The 15,716-nt window shown below is 62.4% G+C and carries 18 protein-coding genes; all 18 read right to left on the reverse strand.

Annotated elements, in window-relative coordinates:
- Window positions 1–50: 50 nt before the first annotated feature.
- The gene (locus tag C4J90_RS18295; RefSeq protein WP_256657507.1) at window positions 51–263 is read right to left on the reverse strand and encodes a hypothetical protein; all 213 of its coding nucleotides are present in this window, start codon (window positions 261–263) and stop codon (window positions 51–53) included.
- A 533-nt stretch (window positions 264–796) separates the two neighbouring features.
- Window positions 797–1,933, reverse strand: a complete 1,137-nt coding sequence (gene flhB / locus C4J90_RS18305; RefSeq protein ID WP_124363769.1) for a flagellar biosynthesis protein FlhB — start codon at window positions 1,931–1,933, stop codon at window positions 797–799.
- A 3-nt stretch (window positions 1,934–1,936) separates the two neighbouring features.
- Window positions 1,937–2,722 carry a flagellar biosynthetic protein FliR gene (gene fliR, locus C4J90_RS18310; protein WP_124363770.1) on the reverse strand — a complete coding sequence of 262 codons (786 nt, stop codon included), beginning with the start codon at window positions 2,720–2,722 and terminating at the stop codon, window positions 1,937–1,939.
- Between the two features lie 4 nt (window positions 2,723–2,726).
- Entirely contained in the window at window positions 2,727–2,996 is a 270-nt protein-coding gene (gene fliQ, locus C4J90_RS18315) for a flagellar biosynthesis protein FliQ (protein WP_057721355.1), read from the reverse strand.
- A 4-nt stretch (window positions 2,997–3,000) separates the two neighbouring features.
- Window positions 3,001–3,744 (reverse strand): flagellar type III secretion system pore protein FliP, encoded by a 744-nt coding sequence (gene fliP / locus C4J90_RS18320; RefSeq protein ID WP_124363771.1) that lies wholly within the window; start codon window positions 3,742–3,744, stop codon window positions 3,001–3,003.
- Complete coding sequence (gene fliO, locus C4J90_RS18325; RefSeq protein ID WP_124367841.1) at window positions 3,744–4,178, reverse strand: flagellar biosynthetic protein FliO; 435 nt, start codon at window positions 4,176–4,178, stop codon at window positions 3,744–3,746. The genes fliP and fliO overlap by 1 nt, the downstream gene beginning before the upstream one ends.
- A gap of 1 nt (window position 4,179) precedes the next feature.
- Window positions 4,180–4,647 carry a flagellar motor switch protein FliN gene (fliN, locus tag C4J90_RS18330; protein WP_053257298.1) on the reverse strand — a complete coding sequence of 156 codons (468 nt, stop codon included), beginning with the start codon at window positions 4,645–4,647 and terminating at the stop codon, window positions 4,180–4,182.
- A 43-nt stretch (window positions 4,648–4,690) separates the two neighbouring features.
- On the reverse strand, window positions 4,691–5,659 hold the full coding sequence (gene fliM / locus C4J90_RS18335; RefSeq protein WP_124363773.1) for a flagellar motor switch protein FliM: 969 nt from the start codon (window positions 5,657–5,659) through the stop codon (window positions 4,691–4,693).
- A 9-nt stretch (window positions 5,660–5,668) separates the two neighbouring features.
- Window positions 5,669–6,169 (reverse strand): flagellar basal body-associated protein FliL, encoded by a 501-nt coding sequence (gene fliL, locus C4J90_RS18340; RefSeq protein WP_124363774.1) that lies wholly within the window; start codon window positions 6,167–6,169, stop codon window positions 5,669–5,671.
- A 211-nt stretch (window positions 6,170–6,380) separates the two neighbouring features.
- A complete protein-coding gene (locus tag C4J90_RS18345; protein WP_124420519.1) occupies window positions 6,381–7,667 on the reverse strand; it encodes a flagellar hook-length control protein FliK in 1,287 nt (428 codons plus the stop codon).
- A gap of 104 nt (window positions 7,668–7,771) precedes the next feature.
- A complete protein-coding gene (locus tag C4J90_RS18350; RefSeq protein ID WP_124367843.1) occupies window positions 7,772–8,116 on the reverse strand; it encodes an Hpt domain-containing protein in 345 nt (114 codons plus the stop codon).
- A 30-nt stretch (window positions 8,117–8,146) separates the two neighbouring features.
- Complete coding sequence (locus C4J90_RS18355; RefSeq protein ID WP_124420520.1) at window positions 8,147–9,865, reverse strand: fused response regulator/phosphatase; 1,719 nt, start codon at window positions 9,863–9,865, stop codon at window positions 8,147–8,149.
- Window positions 9,862–10,167, reverse strand: a complete 306-nt coding sequence (locus tag C4J90_RS18360) for an STAS domain-containing protein (protein ID WP_124420521.1) — start codon at window positions 10,165–10,167, stop codon at window positions 9,862–9,864. Before C4J90_RS18360 ends, C4J90_RS18355 begins: the two co-directional genes overlap by 4 nt.
- A gap of 172 nt (window positions 10,168–10,339) precedes the next feature.
- Window positions 10,340–10,789 (reverse strand): flagellar export protein FliJ, encoded by a 450-nt coding sequence (gene fliJ, locus C4J90_RS18365; protein ID WP_124420522.1) that lies wholly within the window; start codon window positions 10,787–10,789, stop codon window positions 10,340–10,342.
- 3 nt (window positions 10,790–10,792) lie between these two features.
- Window positions 10,793–12,151 (reverse strand): flagellar protein export ATPase FliI, encoded by a 1,359-nt coding sequence (fliI, locus tag C4J90_RS18370; protein WP_124420523.1) that lies wholly within the window; start codon window positions 12,149–12,151, stop codon window positions 10,793–10,795.
- Window positions 12,141–12,905: a flagellar assembly protein FliH gene (fliH, locus tag C4J90_RS18375; protein ID WP_124420524.1), complete on the reverse strand. Its 765-nt coding sequence runs from the start codon at window positions 12,903–12,905 to the stop codon at window positions 12,141–12,143. Before fliH ends, fliI begins: the two co-directional genes overlap by 11 nt.
- A gap of 10 nt (window positions 12,906–12,915) precedes the next feature.
- Window positions 12,916–13,932 (reverse strand): flagellar motor switch protein FliG, encoded by a 1,017-nt coding sequence (gene fliG, locus C4J90_RS18380; RefSeq protein WP_057721344.1) that lies wholly within the window; start codon window positions 13,930–13,932, stop codon window positions 12,916–12,918.
- Window positions 13,925–15,700 carry a flagellar basal-body MS-ring/collar protein FliF gene (gene fliF / locus C4J90_RS18385; RefSeq protein ID WP_124363782.1) on the reverse strand — a complete coding sequence of 592 codons (1,776 nt, stop codon included), beginning with the start codon at window positions 15,698–15,700 and terminating at the stop codon, window positions 13,925–13,927. Before fliF ends, fliG begins: the two co-directional genes overlap by 8 nt.
- Between the last annotated feature and the right edge of the window lie 16 nt (window positions 15,701–15,716).

The following is a 15,716-nucleotide window of genomic DNA, read 5'->3' on the forward strand; positions in this document are numbered from 1 at the left end:
TTAAATAGGCCGTATATTCGAGGCCTGAACACTTGCCGTTCTCCACACACTTATGGACCCGTCCCGGTATCGTTACGCGCACTGACGGGGAGCGCATAAACGCCCTGGGGTTTATGGATCATTTGAAACGTTAACTTCTTACCAATCGACAGTGCAGCCCCCCGCCAATCGCTCCAATCGATAAAGACGCAGTCATGCCCGTCATCCAGCGCAATCAGCCACTTGCCCCTGGCCAGCTCACGTTTGACTGTACCCGTCGTCACTTTCAATGCCGTTCTCCCTGCATCTCGTTTACAGCCTGCGCGCAGTGCCTGGTGCAATAGAACCGCGAGACGCTGGCGCTGGCTACTGTCAAAGTTGACAGGTAGACGCAAACAACCATGGGTGCTAGCGAGGGGCTTTCGGTGTTTTTTTCCGCTTGCGGGGTTTTCGCATGGTGGGAGCGGCTGGCGGGACTTCACCGCACTTGGCATCTGTCGACTGCACGGCAACCGCGTTGCCATCACGCTCCCGGGCAATAAAACCAATGCCCTTGACCGCATCGAACCACTTGACCGTAGCCCTATCCATCACCGCCTCCCGAGCCGCGCATGGCTGCGCGGCTCATCGCTGTATCAAACAGTGAAGGCGGCGTATTGGCTACTGTCAAAGTTGACAGGTAATGGGCACCCTCCTGTAGGAGCGAGCTTGCTCGCGAAGGTGGGTAACGATAACGCGCAAATCAGGATGAACGCGGCGACTCGGAGTTTTTCGCGAGCAAGCTCGCTCCTACAGAGGCAGACATAAAAGCGCGTTTTCAGGAGTCGCGACGCAAATCCGGCGGAATCGGCAAGTCCTTCAGCGGATCAGGCCGCTTGCCCTTGCCCGCCCGATACTGGCGGATCTGGTAGACGTAGGCCAATACCTGCGCCACGGCCAGGTACAGCCCGGCGGGGATTTCTTGATCGAGGTCGGTGGAATAGAAGATCGACCGCGCCAGCGCCGGTGATTCCAGCAGCAGGATGTCGTTGGCCACAGCGATTTCGCGAATCTTGAGCGCGGTAAAGTCGCTGCCCTTGGCCAGCAACATGGGCGCGCCGCCCTTCTCCGGGTCGTACTTGAGGGCGACGGCGTAGTGGGTCGGGTTGGTGATGATCACATCGGCGTCGGGCACCGAGGCCATCATCTTGCGCTGGGACATTTCCCGCTGCAGTTGGCGGATGCGTTGCTTGACCTCCGGGCGCCCTTCCTGATCCTTGTGTTCGTCACGCACTTCCTGCTTGGTCATCAGCAGTTTCTTGTGGCTTTCCCACAGCTGGATCGGCGCGTCCACCGCTGCGATGATGATCAACCCGGCAGACATCCACAATGCGCTCCAACCCACCACTTGCAGGCTGTGGATGATCGCCGACTCCAGCGGTTCATGGGCGATGCGCAGCAAGTCGTCGATGTCGGACGACAACACCGACAACGCCACGAACAGAATCAGGATGAATTTGGCCAAGGCCTTGAGCAGCTCCACCAGGGCCTTGGTGGAAAACATGCGCTTGAGCCCGGCCGCCGGGTTCATGCGGCTGAACTTGGGCGCCATGCTGCTGGCGGCAAACAGCCAGCCGCCGAGGGCGACCGGGCCGATCAGCGCGGCGAGCAGCAAGGTGATCAGGATCGGTTGCACCGCCAGCAACGCGATCTTGCCCGAATGCAGCAGGTAGAGCCCCATGGAATCCGGGTTGAGCAACACCTCGCGGGGCAAGGTGAAGTTGTGCTTCATCAGCTCCAGCAAGTCCAGCGCCAGGCCACCGCCGTAGATCAGCAAAGCGCCGGCACCGGCCATCATGGTCGCAACGGTATTGAGCTCTTTGGAGCGTGCGATCTCGCCCTTTTCCCTGGAGTCCTTTTTACGTTTCTCCGTGGGGTCTTCTGTCTTGTCCTGACCACTCTCGCTCTCGGCCATGGCTCAGCGCGCCCGTGCCAGGTCACGTAAGAACTGCAAGGCGTCGGTCGCCAGCGGTTGATACTGATTGAGAATGTCAGCCAGGCCGACCCAGAAAATCCCCATGCCCAACACCAGGGTCAAGGGGAAACCAATCGAAAAGATGTTCAGCTGCGGCGCCGCGCGAGTCATTACGCCAAACGCGATGTTGACCACCAGCAATGCCGTGATCGCCGGCAACACCAACAGCAAGGACGCGCCCAGCACCCACCCGAGGCGCCCCACCAGTTCCCAGAAGTGGTTGACCACCAACCCGGAACCCACCGGCAAGGTGGTGAAGCTTTCAGTCATCACCTCGAACGCCACCAGATGGCCGTTCATGGCCAGGAACAGCAAGGTCACCAGCATGGTCAGGAATTGCCCGATCACCGCCGCCGACACGCCGTTGGTGGGGTCGACCATGGACGCGAAGCCCATGCCCATCTGCACCGAGATGATTTGCCCGGCGACCACGAACGCCTGGAAGAACAGGCTCAGGGAAAAGCCCAGCATGGCGCCGATCAGGACCTGTTCGGCGATCAGCATCAATGCGCTGAGGTCGAGAGCGTTGACCGGCGGCATCGGCGGCAAGCCGGGCACGATCACCACGGTGATCGCCACCGCGAAATACAGGCGCACGCGCCGTGGTACCAGGGTAGTGCCGAACACCGGCATGGCCATCAACATGGCCGTGACGCGAAACAGCGGCAGGATGAACGACGCCACCCAGGTACTGATCTGGGTGTCGGTCAAGGCTAGTAACGATTGCATCGGCTCAGCCGATCAACTGCGGAATACTGCCGTACAGCTGCAGGATGTATTCCATGAAGGTTTGCACCAGCCACGGGCCGGCGACGATCAGGGTGATCAGCATCACCAGCAGGCGCGGCAGAAAGCTCAGGGTCTGTTCGTTGATCTGGGTGGCGGCCTGGAACATCGCCACCAGCAGGCCGACCAGCAGGCTCGGCACCACCAGCACGGCGACCATCAGGGTGGTCAGCCACAGCGCTTCGCGAAACAGGTCGACGGCAACTTCTGGGGTCATCGCGCTATACCCCTCCGAAACTGCCGGCCAGGGTGCCGATAATCAGCGCCCAGCCGTCCACCAGCACAAACAGCATGATCTTGAACGGCAACGAAATGATCAGCGGCGAAAGCATCATCATCCCCATTGCCATCAGCACGCTTGCCACCACCAGGTCGATGATCAGGAACGGGATGAAAATCATGAAGCCGATCTGGAACGCGGTCTTCAATTCCGAGGTGACAAACGCCGGCACCAGGATGGTCAGCGGGGCCTGGTCCGGCGTGGCGATGTCGGTGCGCTTGGACAGGCGCATGAACAGCTCGAGGTCGCTGGAGCGGGTCTGCGACAGCATGAAGTCCTTGATCGGGCCCTGGGCCTTGTCGATGGCGTCCTGGGCGGTCATTTTCTCCGCCAGGTAGGGTTGCAGGGCTTGCTGGTTCACCTTGTCGAATACCGGCGCCATGATGAACAGCGTCAGGAACAACGCCATGCCGGTAAGGATCTGGTTCGACGGCGTCTGTTGCAGGCCCAGGGCCTGGCGCAGGATCGAGAACACGATGATGATCCGCGTGAAGCTGGTCATCAGCATGACGAACGCCGGGATAAAACTCAGCGCGGTCATGATCAGCAGAATCTGCAGGCTGACCGAGTATTCCTGCGCGCCGGCCGCATTGGTGCCCAGGGTGATCGCCGGGATCGACAATGGGTCGGCGCCCAGGGCCATCGGCGCGGCCAGCAACAGCATGAGCGTCAGGAACACGCGCATTACTTCTTATCCTTCTGATCCTTGCCCAGCAATTCCATCAGGCGCTGGGCGAATTCTGGCGTGGCGGCCTCGGTCTTGGCCGCGTCCACCGGTGTCTTGAGTACGTGCAACGGGGTAATGCGGCCGGGGGTGAGGCCGAGCAAAATCTGCTCCTCGCCGACCTGCACCAGCACCAGACGATCGCGCGGGCCGAGGGCACGCGAGCCGATCAGCTCGATGACCTGGGCGTTGCCCGGGCCGATACGCTGCACGCGGCGCATCAGCCAGGCCAGTACGAAAATCAGGCCGACCACCAGCAACAGGCCGAGCATCAGTTGCGTCAACTGCCCGCCGACGCTGCCGACCGCAGGTGCCGCAGCCGCTTGCGCGATCGGCTCAGCCGCCAGGGCGCCCAAAGGCAGCGCCAGCAACAGTCCCGCCATGCTGTACTTCATTTCAGCGCAACTTCTTGATGCGTTCGCTCGGGCTGATCACGTCCGTCAGGCGAATGCCGAACTTCTCGTTGACCACCACCACCTCGCCATGGGCGATCAGCGTGCCGTTGACCAGCACGTCCAGCGGCTCGCCGGCCAGGCGGTCAAGCTCGATCACCGAGCCCTGGTTGAGCTGCAGCAGGTTGCGGATGTTGATTTCGGTGCTGCCCACTTCCATGGAAATCGACACCGGAATGTCCAGGATCACGTCCAGGTTGGGGCCGTCGAGGGTCACCGGGTCGTTGTTTTTCGGCACGCTGCCGAATTCTTCCATCGGCAGGCGTTTGCCGGCTGGCGCGGAGGCAGCGTCGGCGGCCAGCAGCGCGTCGATATCGTCCTGGCCGACATCGCCGGTTTCTTCCAGGGCCGCAGCCCACTCGTCAGCCAGGGCCTGGTCTTCGGCGGAAGTGTTTTCGTGTTCGGTAGCCATTACATGTCCTCGGCGCAGCAAACAATCATGAATAGGGGGTGCATCAGCGGCGATTGATCGGCTCAATCACCTGCAACGCCAGGTTGCCCTTGTGGGAACCGAGCTTGACCTTGAACGACGGCACACCATTGGCGCGCATGATCAGTTCTTCCGGCAGTTCGACGGGGATCACGTCGCCCGGCTGCATGTGCAGAATGTCGCGCAGGCGCAGCTGGCGGCGGGCCACGGTGGCGCTCAGGGGTACGTCGACGTCGAGCAGGTCTTCGCGCAGGGCCTTGACCCAGCGTTCGTCCTGGTCGTCGAGGTCGGACTGGAAGCCGGCGTCGAGCATTTCGCGTACCGGCTCGATCATCGAGTACGGCATGGTCACGTGCAGATCGCCGCCACCGCCATCGAGTTCGATGTGGAACGTCGACACCACAATGGCTTCGCTCGGCCCGACGATGTTGGCCATGGCCGGGTTCACTTCCGAGTTGATGTACTCGAAATTGACTTCCATGATCGCCTGCCAGGCTTCCTTCAAGTCAATGAAGGCCTGCTCCAGCACCATGCGCACCACGCGCAGTTCGGTGGGCGTGAATTCACGGCCTTCGATCTTGGCGTGACGGCCGTCGCCACCGAAGAAGTTGTCCACCAGCTTGAACACCAGCTTGGCGTCGAGGATGAACAGCGCGGTGCCACGCAACGGCTTGATCTTGACCAGGTTAAGGCTGGTGGGAACGTACAGCGAATGCACGTATTCACCGAACTTCATCACCTGCACGCCGCCCACCGCCACGTCTGCCGAACGGCGCAGCATGTTGAACATGCTGATACGGGTGTAACGGGCGAAACGTTCGTTGATCATTTCCAGGGTCGGCATGCGTCCACGGACGATGCGATCCTGGGTGGTCAGGTCGTAACTTTTGACGCTGCCGGGTTCGGCAGCCATTTCGGTCTGTACCAGACCATCGTCGACGCCATGCAACAGCGCGTCGATTTCATCCTGGGACAGCAGGTCTTGCACGGCCATGTCGTGGTCCTACTGCAATACAAAGTTAGTGAAGAGCGCCTGCTCGACCACGACTTTGCCGAGCTCTTTCTGGGCCACTTCCTGCACGCTGGCAGTGACCTTCTGGCGCAGCATTTCCTGGCCCACCGCAGTGGCCAGGCTGTCGAAGCTCTGCCCGGAGAACAGCATCACCAGGTTGTTGCGGATCACTGGCATGTGCACCTTGAGCGCGTCCAGGTCCGCCTGGTTGCGCGCCAGCAAGGTAATGCTCACCTGCAAGTAGCGTTGGCGACCGTTCTGGTTGTAGTTGGCGACAAACGCCGGCAGCATCGGCTCGAAGATTGCCGGTTGCTTGACGTTAGTGGCGGCGTCGGCAGCGGGGGCCGGCTTGCTGGCACTGCTGTGCATGATGTACCAGGTGCCACCCACCGAGGCGCCAATGGCCAGGAGCAGGCCCAGCACAATCAGCAGGATCAGCTTGAGCTTGCCTTTGCCTGCGGGGGGAGTTGCTGCGTCGTCGCTCTTCGCCATGCCAATAATCCGTCACTATTCTGGGATTCATAGATCTACGGAAAGGCAAGAGCAAGTGTTATGCCAGAGTTGTCTGGCACCAGGGCAACACACATCAAATGTGGGAGGGGGCTTGCTCCCGATAGCAGTGTGTCAGTCAACAAATCTGTTGCTGATACACCGCAATCGGGAGCAAGCCCCCTCCCACATTTTGATCTCTGTTCGGCTTGGGTCAGGCGTAGTAGTCGACAGCGCTGGAGCCGATCACACTGCTCACCACCGGCGCGACGGCGGCCGCCACTTCGCCAGAGTCGACAACCTCGCCAGCGCTACTGCGGCCGCCACTCACGCCCCGCGCCTGGCTCTGCTGTTGCTGCTGCTCCTGCCCGCGAGACTGGTCGGACACATTCACATCCACCTGCCCCATGCCTTGCTGGGCGAACATCTCGCGCAGGCGCCCGGACTGGCTTTCCAGCGCTTCACGGACCACCGCATGGCCGCTCATGAAGCTCACTTGGGCCTGCTGGTCGGGCGTCATGTTGACCTTGATGTCCAGGCGCCCCAGTTCGGCCGGCTGCAGCTGGATTTCGGCCGACTTGAGGTTGGCACTGGAGAGGTACATCACGCGGTTGACCACTTCTTCGGTCCAGCCGCTCTGGTGCATGGCCAGCGGGGCGTTGGTCACCGGCGGCAAGGCGTTGGCGGTTTTCGGCGTGGCGGCCTGGGTCAGCGCGGCGAGGCGGTTGGCGAAGTCATCCACGCGGGTGTCGCTGCTGGCGTCCTTGAGGTCCTTGAGGCCGTCATCGATCAGCGCGCCGAAGGCTTTGTCACCGCCCTGGCCGGTGCTGTCCTTGGTGGCTTGTTGATCGACCATGGTGGCCATGCCTGCCGCGAAATTCTGCGCGGCGGTCGGTTGATCCAGGGGCGTGGCTGGCGCAGCTTTCTGTGGCGCCTGGCTGCTGGCCGATACATGACCGCCCTGCTCCATCGCCAAGCGTACGGCGGGCATGGCATCCAGGGGGTCGGCTTCGGGGTCGAAGGCGGGTGACTTGGCCGTGTCGACCACTGCGACGGGGGCGGCGGCGGCCGGCTGGGGCTTGTCATCTTCCACGACCGCCACAGGCGCTGGCGTTTCCACCGGCACGGCAACGGGTGTGACCGTGGCGATCAGCGCGGGGTCGACCGGCGGATCGGCCGGCGGCTGTTGCGCCAGGGACGGGTCGGCGGCTGTGTCGGCGGCGTCCTCGTCGGCCTTGGCCGGCTTGGCAGGCAAGGGATTGCCGCTATCGGCAACCGCCGGCGTGCTGGCGGCAGATTGATCGCCGGCTGCCGTCGGCGCCGACTTGCCTGGGGCGTCGGCGGTTTTCAAGGCAGGTTTGGCGCCTTGGTTGGCGAACACTTGAGCGAAGCCAGGGCCCTTGTCCCGTGGGTCCGCAGCCGCTGCCACAGGGGTGGCGGCAGGCGCTTGAGGCTTGGCCGCGGGGGCAGCCTGAAGAAGCGAATTAGGGGCGACTGGCATAGGTAAAGGTCTCCACTGCATGGGGGTCGGGGATGCAGTATCCAGAGATAGAGCAAGAGTCGGGCCAAGTCGCCCAGGGCAGCTAAATCGCGGTTTGAAGCGCTTCAGAGACTGAAACGCTGCCGCTCCGATTCATACAGCGGCCGGACCAAGGCAAACTCATGATCGATCTGATCGACCAGGGCCCCGAGGTCCGCCGTCGTCCCAACGGACTCCACTTCCAGGCGTTGACACAACTGCGCCAGTCGCACCGCCCCAAGGTTGCCGCTGCTGCCCTTGAAGCTATGGGCGATGCGCCCCAGCGCCTTGGCGTCATCACGCGCCTTGCGCAAGGCGGTGACGCGCTCTTCGGAGTCATGAAGGAAAGTCTCCAGCAACCGTGGGTACTCGTCCTCCATCACCTCCTGCAAGCCCGACAGCACGTCGGGGTCCAGATGAATCTCAGCCACTTGCTCGCTCCTTGATCAAGAATCGGCGGATTATGCCAGAGCCTCCCAGCAAAACTCCACGCAGACACTGCGCCCGCCATCGGACCAGCGTACCGCGCTGCTCAGTTGACGCACCAGGCTCAAGCCGCGGCCAGACAGACGGTCAGCATCCAGCGGCCGCGTCAGCACCTCGTCAACATCGAAGCCAGGCCCGCTGTCCTCGACACGCAACGTCATCTTGCCGCCCTTTGCAGTCGGGGACACCTGCACATGTACCCGGATATGGCCGCTGTTCAATTGCGCCAGCCGCTCGTTGCGCAGGCGGTAGTACTGCGCAAACCCTTCGGCATCTTGCTTGAGCTGTGAATCCAGCCCCAGTACCCCATGTTCGAGGGCATTGGCATACAACTCGGCCATCACCGTGTAGAGCGCACCGCTCTGCTCACGCAGGCCGTGGACCTCCAACAGTAATTGCAGCAGATACGGCAATGGGTTGTAGCGCCTGAGGGTCTGCGCACGAAATTCAAAACTCACCGACCAATTCAGCGGGCACGACTGGCCACTGTCGGAATACATCGGTTCCGCCACGCGCAGCGGTTGGCCGGACAGCAAGGTGATTTCAACCATGCTGACATCGTCCCGTGCCTCACCGCGAAAGGCCGCCAGCGCCTGCTCGATATCCTCGAACAAGCGGTCGGGCTCGCGGTTGGCGGCAAACACCTGCTGCAAACGCTCGGCACCGAACAACTGGTCATTGGCGTCGGCGGTGTCCAGCACCCCATCGGAAAGCAGGAACACCCGGTCGCCCAGGGCCATGGGCCAGACTTCGGTGCTGTCATCGAATGCCTGGGCCGACAGCACGCCCAACGGCAAATGCCGCGACATCAACGGCGTGCGCTTGCCGGTAGCGACCTCATGCACATAGCCCTCGGGCATGCCGCCGTTCCACACCTCCACCACGCGCCGCTCGGTGCTCAGGCACAACAGTGTGGCGCAGCAGAACATGTCCACCGGCAGGATGCGCTTGAGCTTGGCGTTCATCTCGCGCAGGGTCTGCGTCAGCCCATAGCCCTTGGCGGTCATGCCATAGAACACTTCGGCCAGGGGCATGGCACCGATGGCCGCCGGCAGGCCGTGGCCGGTGAAATCGCCGAGCAACACATGCATGTCGCCGGACGGCGTATAGGCCGCCAGCAACAGGTCCCCGTTGAACAGTGCATAGGGCGATTGCAGGTAGCGGATATTCGGCGCAGCGTTGATGCAACCCGAATGCGCGACCTTGTCGAACACGGCCTTGGCGGTGCGCTGCTCATGTAACAAGTAATCGTTGTGACGGGCGATCTGGTCGCGCTGCTGCAGCACCGTGGCTTGCAGCCGCCGCAGGCGGTCCATGGCGTTGATCTTGGCGGCCAGAATCAACTGATTATAGGGCTTGGGCAGGAAATCGTCGCCGCCGGCGTCCAGACACTCGGCCAGTGCGGCGCTTTCGCGCAGCGAGGTCAGGAAGATGATGGGGACCAACTGCTCGCCCGCCAATTGCTTGATCCAGCGCGCCGCGAGAAAACCATCCATCACCGGCATCATCGCGTCCATCAACACCAACTGCGGGCGCTCGCGCGCAAACACTTCAACGGCTTGCTCGCCATTGGTCGCGGTGAGCACATGGTGACCCTGACGCCGCACGATGGTCGACAACAACAGCAAGTCGGCGGCACTGTCTTCGGCAATCAGGATGGTCAGCGGCTCGGATAAGGGCGCCAGGACTCTCACGAGATATCGAAAAGCTTGTCGAAATTGGAAATGGCGAGGATTTTGCGCACGTCCGTGTTGCTGTTGGTCACACGCACGTCTGAGTTATCGCCACCGGCATGGTCCCGCAGCAGCAGAAGCATGCCCAAGGCCGAGCTGTCCATATATGTGGTTTCTTTTAGGTCCACGACGTACGACTCAAGCCCTTTACGGTAAGGCTCGTAGGCATCACGAAATGCCTGGTGGCTGCCGAAATCGAACCGGCCCTTGATCGTGATCGTCAACTTCTTCCCATCCAGGGATACATCTGGCTCGATCGACATGTGACTGCTTCCTTGTCATTAACACTGTGCAACAAGGTGTAGCAGGCGAATTCGATCTGAGCAACACAGTAGTTCAAATGTGGGAGGGGGCTTGCCCCCGATTGCGGTGTGTCAGTCAACAGATTTACTGACTGATACACCGCAATCGGGGGCAAGCCCCCTCCCACATTGGTTAGAACTGTTCCTGGCGAGGAAGGCGCTGGGACAGCTCGTCGAGCAGCTTCTGCTCACGCTTATCCTCAAGGGCCCGCGCTTCGTCGAGATAGCGCTGCACCAACTTGCGCAAACCTTCGACGCGGGCGAACGCCGCTTGCCAGCTTTCGCGCGCCTTGTCGAGGTTGTTCTGGTGCCAGGCCAGGCTCTGGCGCTGTTGGCCGACGGCGGTTTCCAGTTGGTTGAGAAAGCCCTGGTACCCCATCAGCCATTGGCCCGACACGCCCTTGCTGCCGCGTTCGATCCACTGCTGCTGATATTCGAGGCGAAAGCGCTCGAGGTCGCCCAGCTTGCTTTCCGCCAGGCGCACCTGGCCCTGGAAAAAGCCCAGGCGCTGCACAGCGGTTTTTTCGGCCTTTTCGGCCATTTCCACCACCGGGGCCAGGCGCGCGGCGCGGCTGTTGGCCATGGTTTAGCCGCCTGGCGCGGGGGCGAAGATGGACTGCAGATGTGCTTCGCTCTCGCCCATGCTGATCTTGTCGTTCAGCCCCTGGCGCAGGTAGGTCACCAACTGCGGTTGCAGCGCAATGGCCAGGTCGGTCTCGCGATCGCCGCCGGCCACGTAGGCGCCAACGCTGATCAGGTCGCGGCTCTGCTGATAACGCGACCACAGCTGCTTGAAGTATTGCGCGCGGGCCATGTGCTCCGGCGTCACCACCGCCGGCATCACCCGGCTGATGGACGCCTCGATATCGATGGCCGGGTAGTGCCCTTCTTCGGCCAGGCGCCGCGACAGCACGATGTGCCCGTCAAGCACGCCCCGCGCCGAGTCGGCAATCGGGTCCTGCTGGTCATCGCCTTCGGACAACACGGTGTAGAACGCGGTGATCGAGCCCCCGCCGGCCTCGGCATTACCGGCCCGCTCCACCAGCTTGGGCAGCTTGGCGAACACTGACGGCGGATAGCCCTTGGTCGCTGGCGGCTCGCCGATGGCCAGGGCGATCTCGCGCTGGGCCTGGGCGAAACGGGTGAGCGAGTCCATCAGCAACAGGACATTCTTGCCCTTGTCGCGAAAATATTCGGCGATGCGCGTGCAATACATGGCGGCGCGCAGGCGCATCAGCGGTGCGTCATCCGCCGGCGAGGCGACGACCACCGAGCGCTTGAGGCCTTCTTCACCCAGGCTGTGCTCGATGAATTCCTTGACCTCACGGCCACGCTCGCCGATCAGCCCGACCACGATGATGTCGGCCTCGGTAAAGCGCGTCATCATGCCCAGCAACACCGATTTACCCACACCGGTACCGGCGAACAGGCCCAGGCGCTGGCCGCGACCGACCGTCAATAAACCGTTGATGCTGCGTATGCCCACGTCCAGCGGCACGCTGATGGGGTTACGGTTGAGCGGGTTGATGGTGGGGCCATCCATCGGCACCCAATCCTCGGCCTTCATGCCGCCCTTGCCATCCAGCGCGCGACCGGCGCCGTCGAGTACGCGGCCGAGCATGCTCATGCCCATCGGCAGGCGCCCGGTGTCAGCCAGCGGCACTACGCGGGCGCCGGGGGCGATACCGGCGAGGCTGCCCACCGGCATCAGGAAAATCTTGTTGCCGGAAAAACCCATCACTTCGGCTTCGACCTGCACCGGGTGGTAGCTGTCGTCGTTGATCACCATGCAGCGGCTGCCCATGGCGGCACGCAAGCCCTCGGCTTCAAGGGTCAGGCCGACCATGCGCAACAGACGCCCTTCAAGGATAGGCTGGCCGGGCAACTCGGTGGCCTCGGCGTAGCTGCCCAGGCGCTTGGCGAAGCTGGTGCGGTCAAGGTGCATCGGTGGCGTCCAGGTCAACGCTCAGGTCAGGCTCGGCCGGGTGCAGCACCTGCTCATGCAACTGGTCGAGCAATTTGGTCATGATCTGGCTGATGCGGGTTTCCACCGTGGCATCGATGCGGCTGTGCTCGGTCTCGACGCGGCAGCCGCCCGGCTGCAAGGCCGCGTCCTCGACGATGCGCCAGGTTTCTTCATGGCGCTCGCGCAAGGCTTTGACCTGCTCGAAATCCTGCGGGTTGATATACAGCCGCACATTGCCGACACCCAGGGGCAGCAGCTTGAGGGCTTCGCGCATCACGCTTTCGATCTGGCTGGAATCCAGCACCAGTTCACGCTGGATCACTTGGCGCGCGATGTGCTGCACCAGGCCGACCATGGATTTTTCCAGCTGCGAGTCCTGTTCGGCGATGGGGTCGAACAGGTTGCCCATCAAGCGCTCCAGGCTGGCCAATTGGCCACTGAGGGCTTCTTCGGCTTCCTGGCGAACCTTGAGGGTAGTGCTGCGAAAGCCGTCTTTTTCACCGGCCGCGAAGCCTTCGTTGTAAGCCTCCTGGCGGATGGCTTCCAACTCTTCAAGGGTCAGCGGCTGGACTTCTTCCAGCGGCACTTCTTCCATCTGCGCCGGTGGTTCCTCCACTGGTTCCGGCTCAGGCTCCGGCACGTGGGGATCGAAGCTGGGCAACGACCAGATGTCGAACCCGCCGACATCCCGCGCGCGAATCAGGTCGCTGGGCGTCTCATCTTTGTTCGACATGCGGGGCGCCTTAAATCATTTCTTCGCCGCCCTTCCCGCCGAGAACGATTTCTCCGGCTTCGGCCATACGGCGGGCAATGGTGAGGATTTCTTTCTGCGCGGTTTCCACGTCGCTGACGCGCACCGGGCCCTTGGCTTCCAGGTCGTCGCGCAACAGTTCGGAGGCACGCTTGGACATGTTCTTGAAGATCTTTTCCTTGACGCCCTCGTCCGAGCCCTTGAGGGCCAGCACCAGCACGTCGGACGACACTTCGCGCAGCAACGCCTGGATGCCACGGTCGTCGACATCGGCGAGGTTGTTGAACACGAACATCAGGTCTTCGATCTGGCCGGACAGGGTGTCGTCGATCTCGCGGATCGAGTCCATCAACTGGCCTTCGACCGAGCTGTCGAGGAAGTTCATGATGTCGGCTGCACGCTTGATCCCGCCCAGGGTGGTGCGCGAGGCGTTCGAGTTGCCCGAGAACTGCTTCTCGAGAATCGTGTTGAGTTCTTTCAGCGCCGCCGGCTGCACGGTGTTGAGCGACGACACGCGCAGGATGATGTCCAGGCGCACTTTATGGTCGAAGTGGCCGAGCACTTCGCCGGCCTGGTCCGGGTCCAGGTAGGCCACGACGATGGCCTGGATCTGCGGGTGTTCGTAGCGAATCACGTCGGCGACCGCGCGCGGCTCCATCCACTTCAGGCTGTCGAGGCCACTGGTGTTGCCGCCCAGCAGGATCCGGTCGATCAGGCCGTTGGCCTTGTCTTCGCCCAGGGCCGAGGTGAGCATTTTGCGGATATAGCTGTCGGAGCCGACGCCCAGGCTGGTCTGGTCGCCGACGATCTCGACGAACTCGCTCATCACCTGTTCGACTTGCTCGCGGTGCACGTTACGCATCTGCGCCATGGCCACGCCGACGCGCTGGACCTCTTTGGGCCCCATGTGGCGCAGCACTTGGGCGGCGTCGGTTTCGCCCAACGACAGCAGCAGCACGGCGGCTTTGTCGACCCGGGAGAGCTTGGCAACAGCGACTCGATCATTCATCAGCGTTAATCCACTCTTTCACGACCTGGGCCACACGGCCCGGGTCTTCTGCCACCAGACTCTTGATTGCGTTCAACTGAGCGTCATAGCCTTCGCTCGGGCTTGGCAACAGGATGCTTTGCGGGCCGCCCAGGCTGACGCGGTCGTTGGCCAACTCGCCGTCCAGGCCACCCATGCCGCCCAACTCGACGTCGCCACCGGCCAATGCCAGTTGTTTCTTGCCGTGCCCGGTGATGTTGTTGAGCACCGGCCGCAGCACACCAAATACCAGCACCAGGATGAACAACACTCCCAGCACTTGCTTGACGATGTCCCAGAACCACGGCTGGGTGTAGAACGCCGGGTCGGTGATCACTTCGCCGCGCTCGGCGGAGAATGGCATGTTGATTACGCTGACGCTGTCGCCACGGCTGGCGTCGAAGCCGACGGCGTCCTGCACCAGGCGAGTAAAGCGCGCCAATTCGTCGGCGCTCCAGGGTGCGCGGGTAACGGCACCGTCAGCGGCATTGACCTTGACCTGGTCATCGACCACCACCGACACCGACAGGCGATTGATCTTGCCCTGCTGCTGCTTGGTGTGGCTGATGGAGCGGTCGAGCTCGAAGTTCTTGGTGGACTGGTTACGCTTGTCCGCCGGGTACGGCGCGAGCATCGGCTGGCCGGTGGCCGGGTCCATGATCTGCTGGCCGTTGGCGTCCAGCAGCGGTTGGCCGGCTGCAATCGCGCCAGCGGTGGCAGCGGCGCCACCGGTGGTTTGCGGGGCGGAAGCCGGTGCCGGTGGCTGGTTGCTCAGGGCCCCCGGTACGCCTTGCGGGCCGTTGCTGGCGGTGCGTTGTTCACTGGTGGACTGCTCGCTGCGCAGGGCGGGCTGGTCCGGATTGAATTGCTCGGACGTCGATTCGACGGCGCTGAAGTCCACGTCGGCGGACACTTCAGCCTTGTAGCGGTCGTTGCCCAGCACCGGCTGCAGGATGTTATGCACGCGCTGGGTAAGCATGCTTTCCATGCGACGGCTGTAGTCGAACTGCTTGCCGGCCTGGGTCAGCGCGGAATTTTCGGCCATGTCGGACAGCAGGTTGCCCTTCTGGTCGACCACGGTGATCTGCGACTTGCTCAACTCCGGCACGCTGGTGGCCACCAGGTTGATGATCGCCAATACCTGGCCAGGCTCCAGGGAGCGGCCGGAAAACAGTTCGACCAATACCGAGGCACTCGGCTTGCGTTCGTCACGCACGAACACCGAGCTTTTCGGGATGGCCAGGTGCACGCGGGCACCCTTGACGTTATTCAGGCTGGAAATGGTCCGCGCCAGTTCGCCTTCCAGGCCGCGACGGTAACGGGTGGCTTCCATGAACTGGCTGGTGCCCAGGCCCTGGTCCTTGTCGAGGATTTCAAAGCCGATATTGCTGTCGGACGGCGTGACGCCGGCGGCCGCCAGTTTCATCCGCGCACGCGCCACATCGTCGGCCTTGACCAGCAAGGCACCGGAGTTGGGCTCCACGGTGTAGGCGATGTCGGCGGCGGCAAGGGTTTCCATGATCTGCTTGGAATCCATGCCCGCCAGGCTGCCGTACAGCGGCCGGTAATCAGGCTGCTGCGACCACAACACCACGGCAAAACCAATCGCCACGCTGGCAGCCAGGCCGACCATCAGGCCCACCTGACGCAACATGGTCATTTCCGAGAGGTTTTCCAGGAACGACAGGCCAAACAGCGGCGGCTTGCCGTCTGTCTTGGCGGGTACGTTGTCCACGACTGCTTCTGCCATGACTTAAATCTCGCCC

The sequence above is a fragment of the Pseudomonas sp. R2-60-08W genome (assembly GCF_003852335.1).
GTDB lineage: Bacteria > Pseudomonadota > Gammaproteobacteria > Pseudomonadales > Pseudomonadaceae > Aquipseudomonas.

Excerpts from the sequence above, each read along its gene's own strand:
- flhB (WP_124363769.1), bottom strand. The coding sequence starts at position 1,933 with ATGGCCGAGAGCGAGAGTGGTCAGGACAAGACAGAAGACCCCACGGAG.
- fliR (WP_124363770.1), bottom strand. The coding sequence starts at position 2,722 with ATGCAATCGTTACTAGCCTTGACCGACACCCAGATCAGTACCTGGGTG.
- fliQ (WP_057721355.1), bottom strand. The coding sequence starts at position 2,996 with ATGACCCCAGAAGTTGCCGTCGACCTGTTTCGCGAAGCGCTGTGGCTG.
- fliP (WP_124363771.1), bottom strand. The coding sequence starts at position 3,744 with ATGCGCGTGTTCCTGACGCTCATGCTGTTGCTGGCCGCGCCGATGGCC.
- fliO (WP_124367841.1), bottom strand. The coding sequence starts at position 4,178 with ATGAAGTACAGCATGGCGGGACTGTTGCTGGCGCTGCCTTTGGGCGCC.
- fliN (WP_053257298.1), bottom strand. The coding sequence starts at position 4,647 with ATGGCTACCGAACACGAAAACACTTCCGCCGAAGACCAGGCCCTGGCT.
- fliM (WP_124363773.1), bottom strand. The coding sequence starts at position 5,659 with ATGGCCGTGCAAGACCTGCTGTCCCAGGATGAAATCGACGCGCTGTTG.
- fliL (WP_124363774.1), bottom strand. The coding sequence starts at position 6,169 with ATGGCGAAGAGCGACGACGCAGCAACTCCCCCCGCAGGCAAAGGCAAG.
- C4J90_RS18345 (WP_124420519.1), bottom strand. The coding sequence starts at position 7,667 with ATGCCAGTCGCCCCTAATTCGCTTCTTCAGGCTGCCCCCGCGGCCAAG.
- C4J90_RS18360 (WP_124420521.1), bottom strand. The coding sequence starts at position 10,167 with ATGTCGATCGAGCCAGATGTATCCCTGGATGGGAAGAAGTTGACGATC.
- fliJ (WP_124420522.1), bottom strand. The coding sequence starts at position 10,789 with ATGGCCAACAGCCGCGCCGCGCGCCTGGCCCCGGTGGTGGAAATGGCC.
- fliI (WP_124420523.1), bottom strand. The coding sequence starts at position 12,151 with ATGCACCTTGACCGCACCAGCTTCGCCAAGCGCCTGGGCAGCTACGCC.
- fliH (WP_124420524.1), bottom strand. The coding sequence starts at position 12,905 with ATGTCGAACAAAGATGAGACGCCCAGCGACCTGATTCGCGCGCGGGAT.
- fliG (WP_057721344.1), bottom strand. The coding sequence starts at position 13,932 with ATGAATGATCGAGTCGCTGTTGCCAAGCTCTCCCGGGTCGACAAAGCC.
- fliF (WP_124363782.1), bottom strand. The coding sequence starts at position 15,700 with ATGGCAGAAGCAGTCGTGGACAACGTACCCGCCAAGACAGACGGCAAG.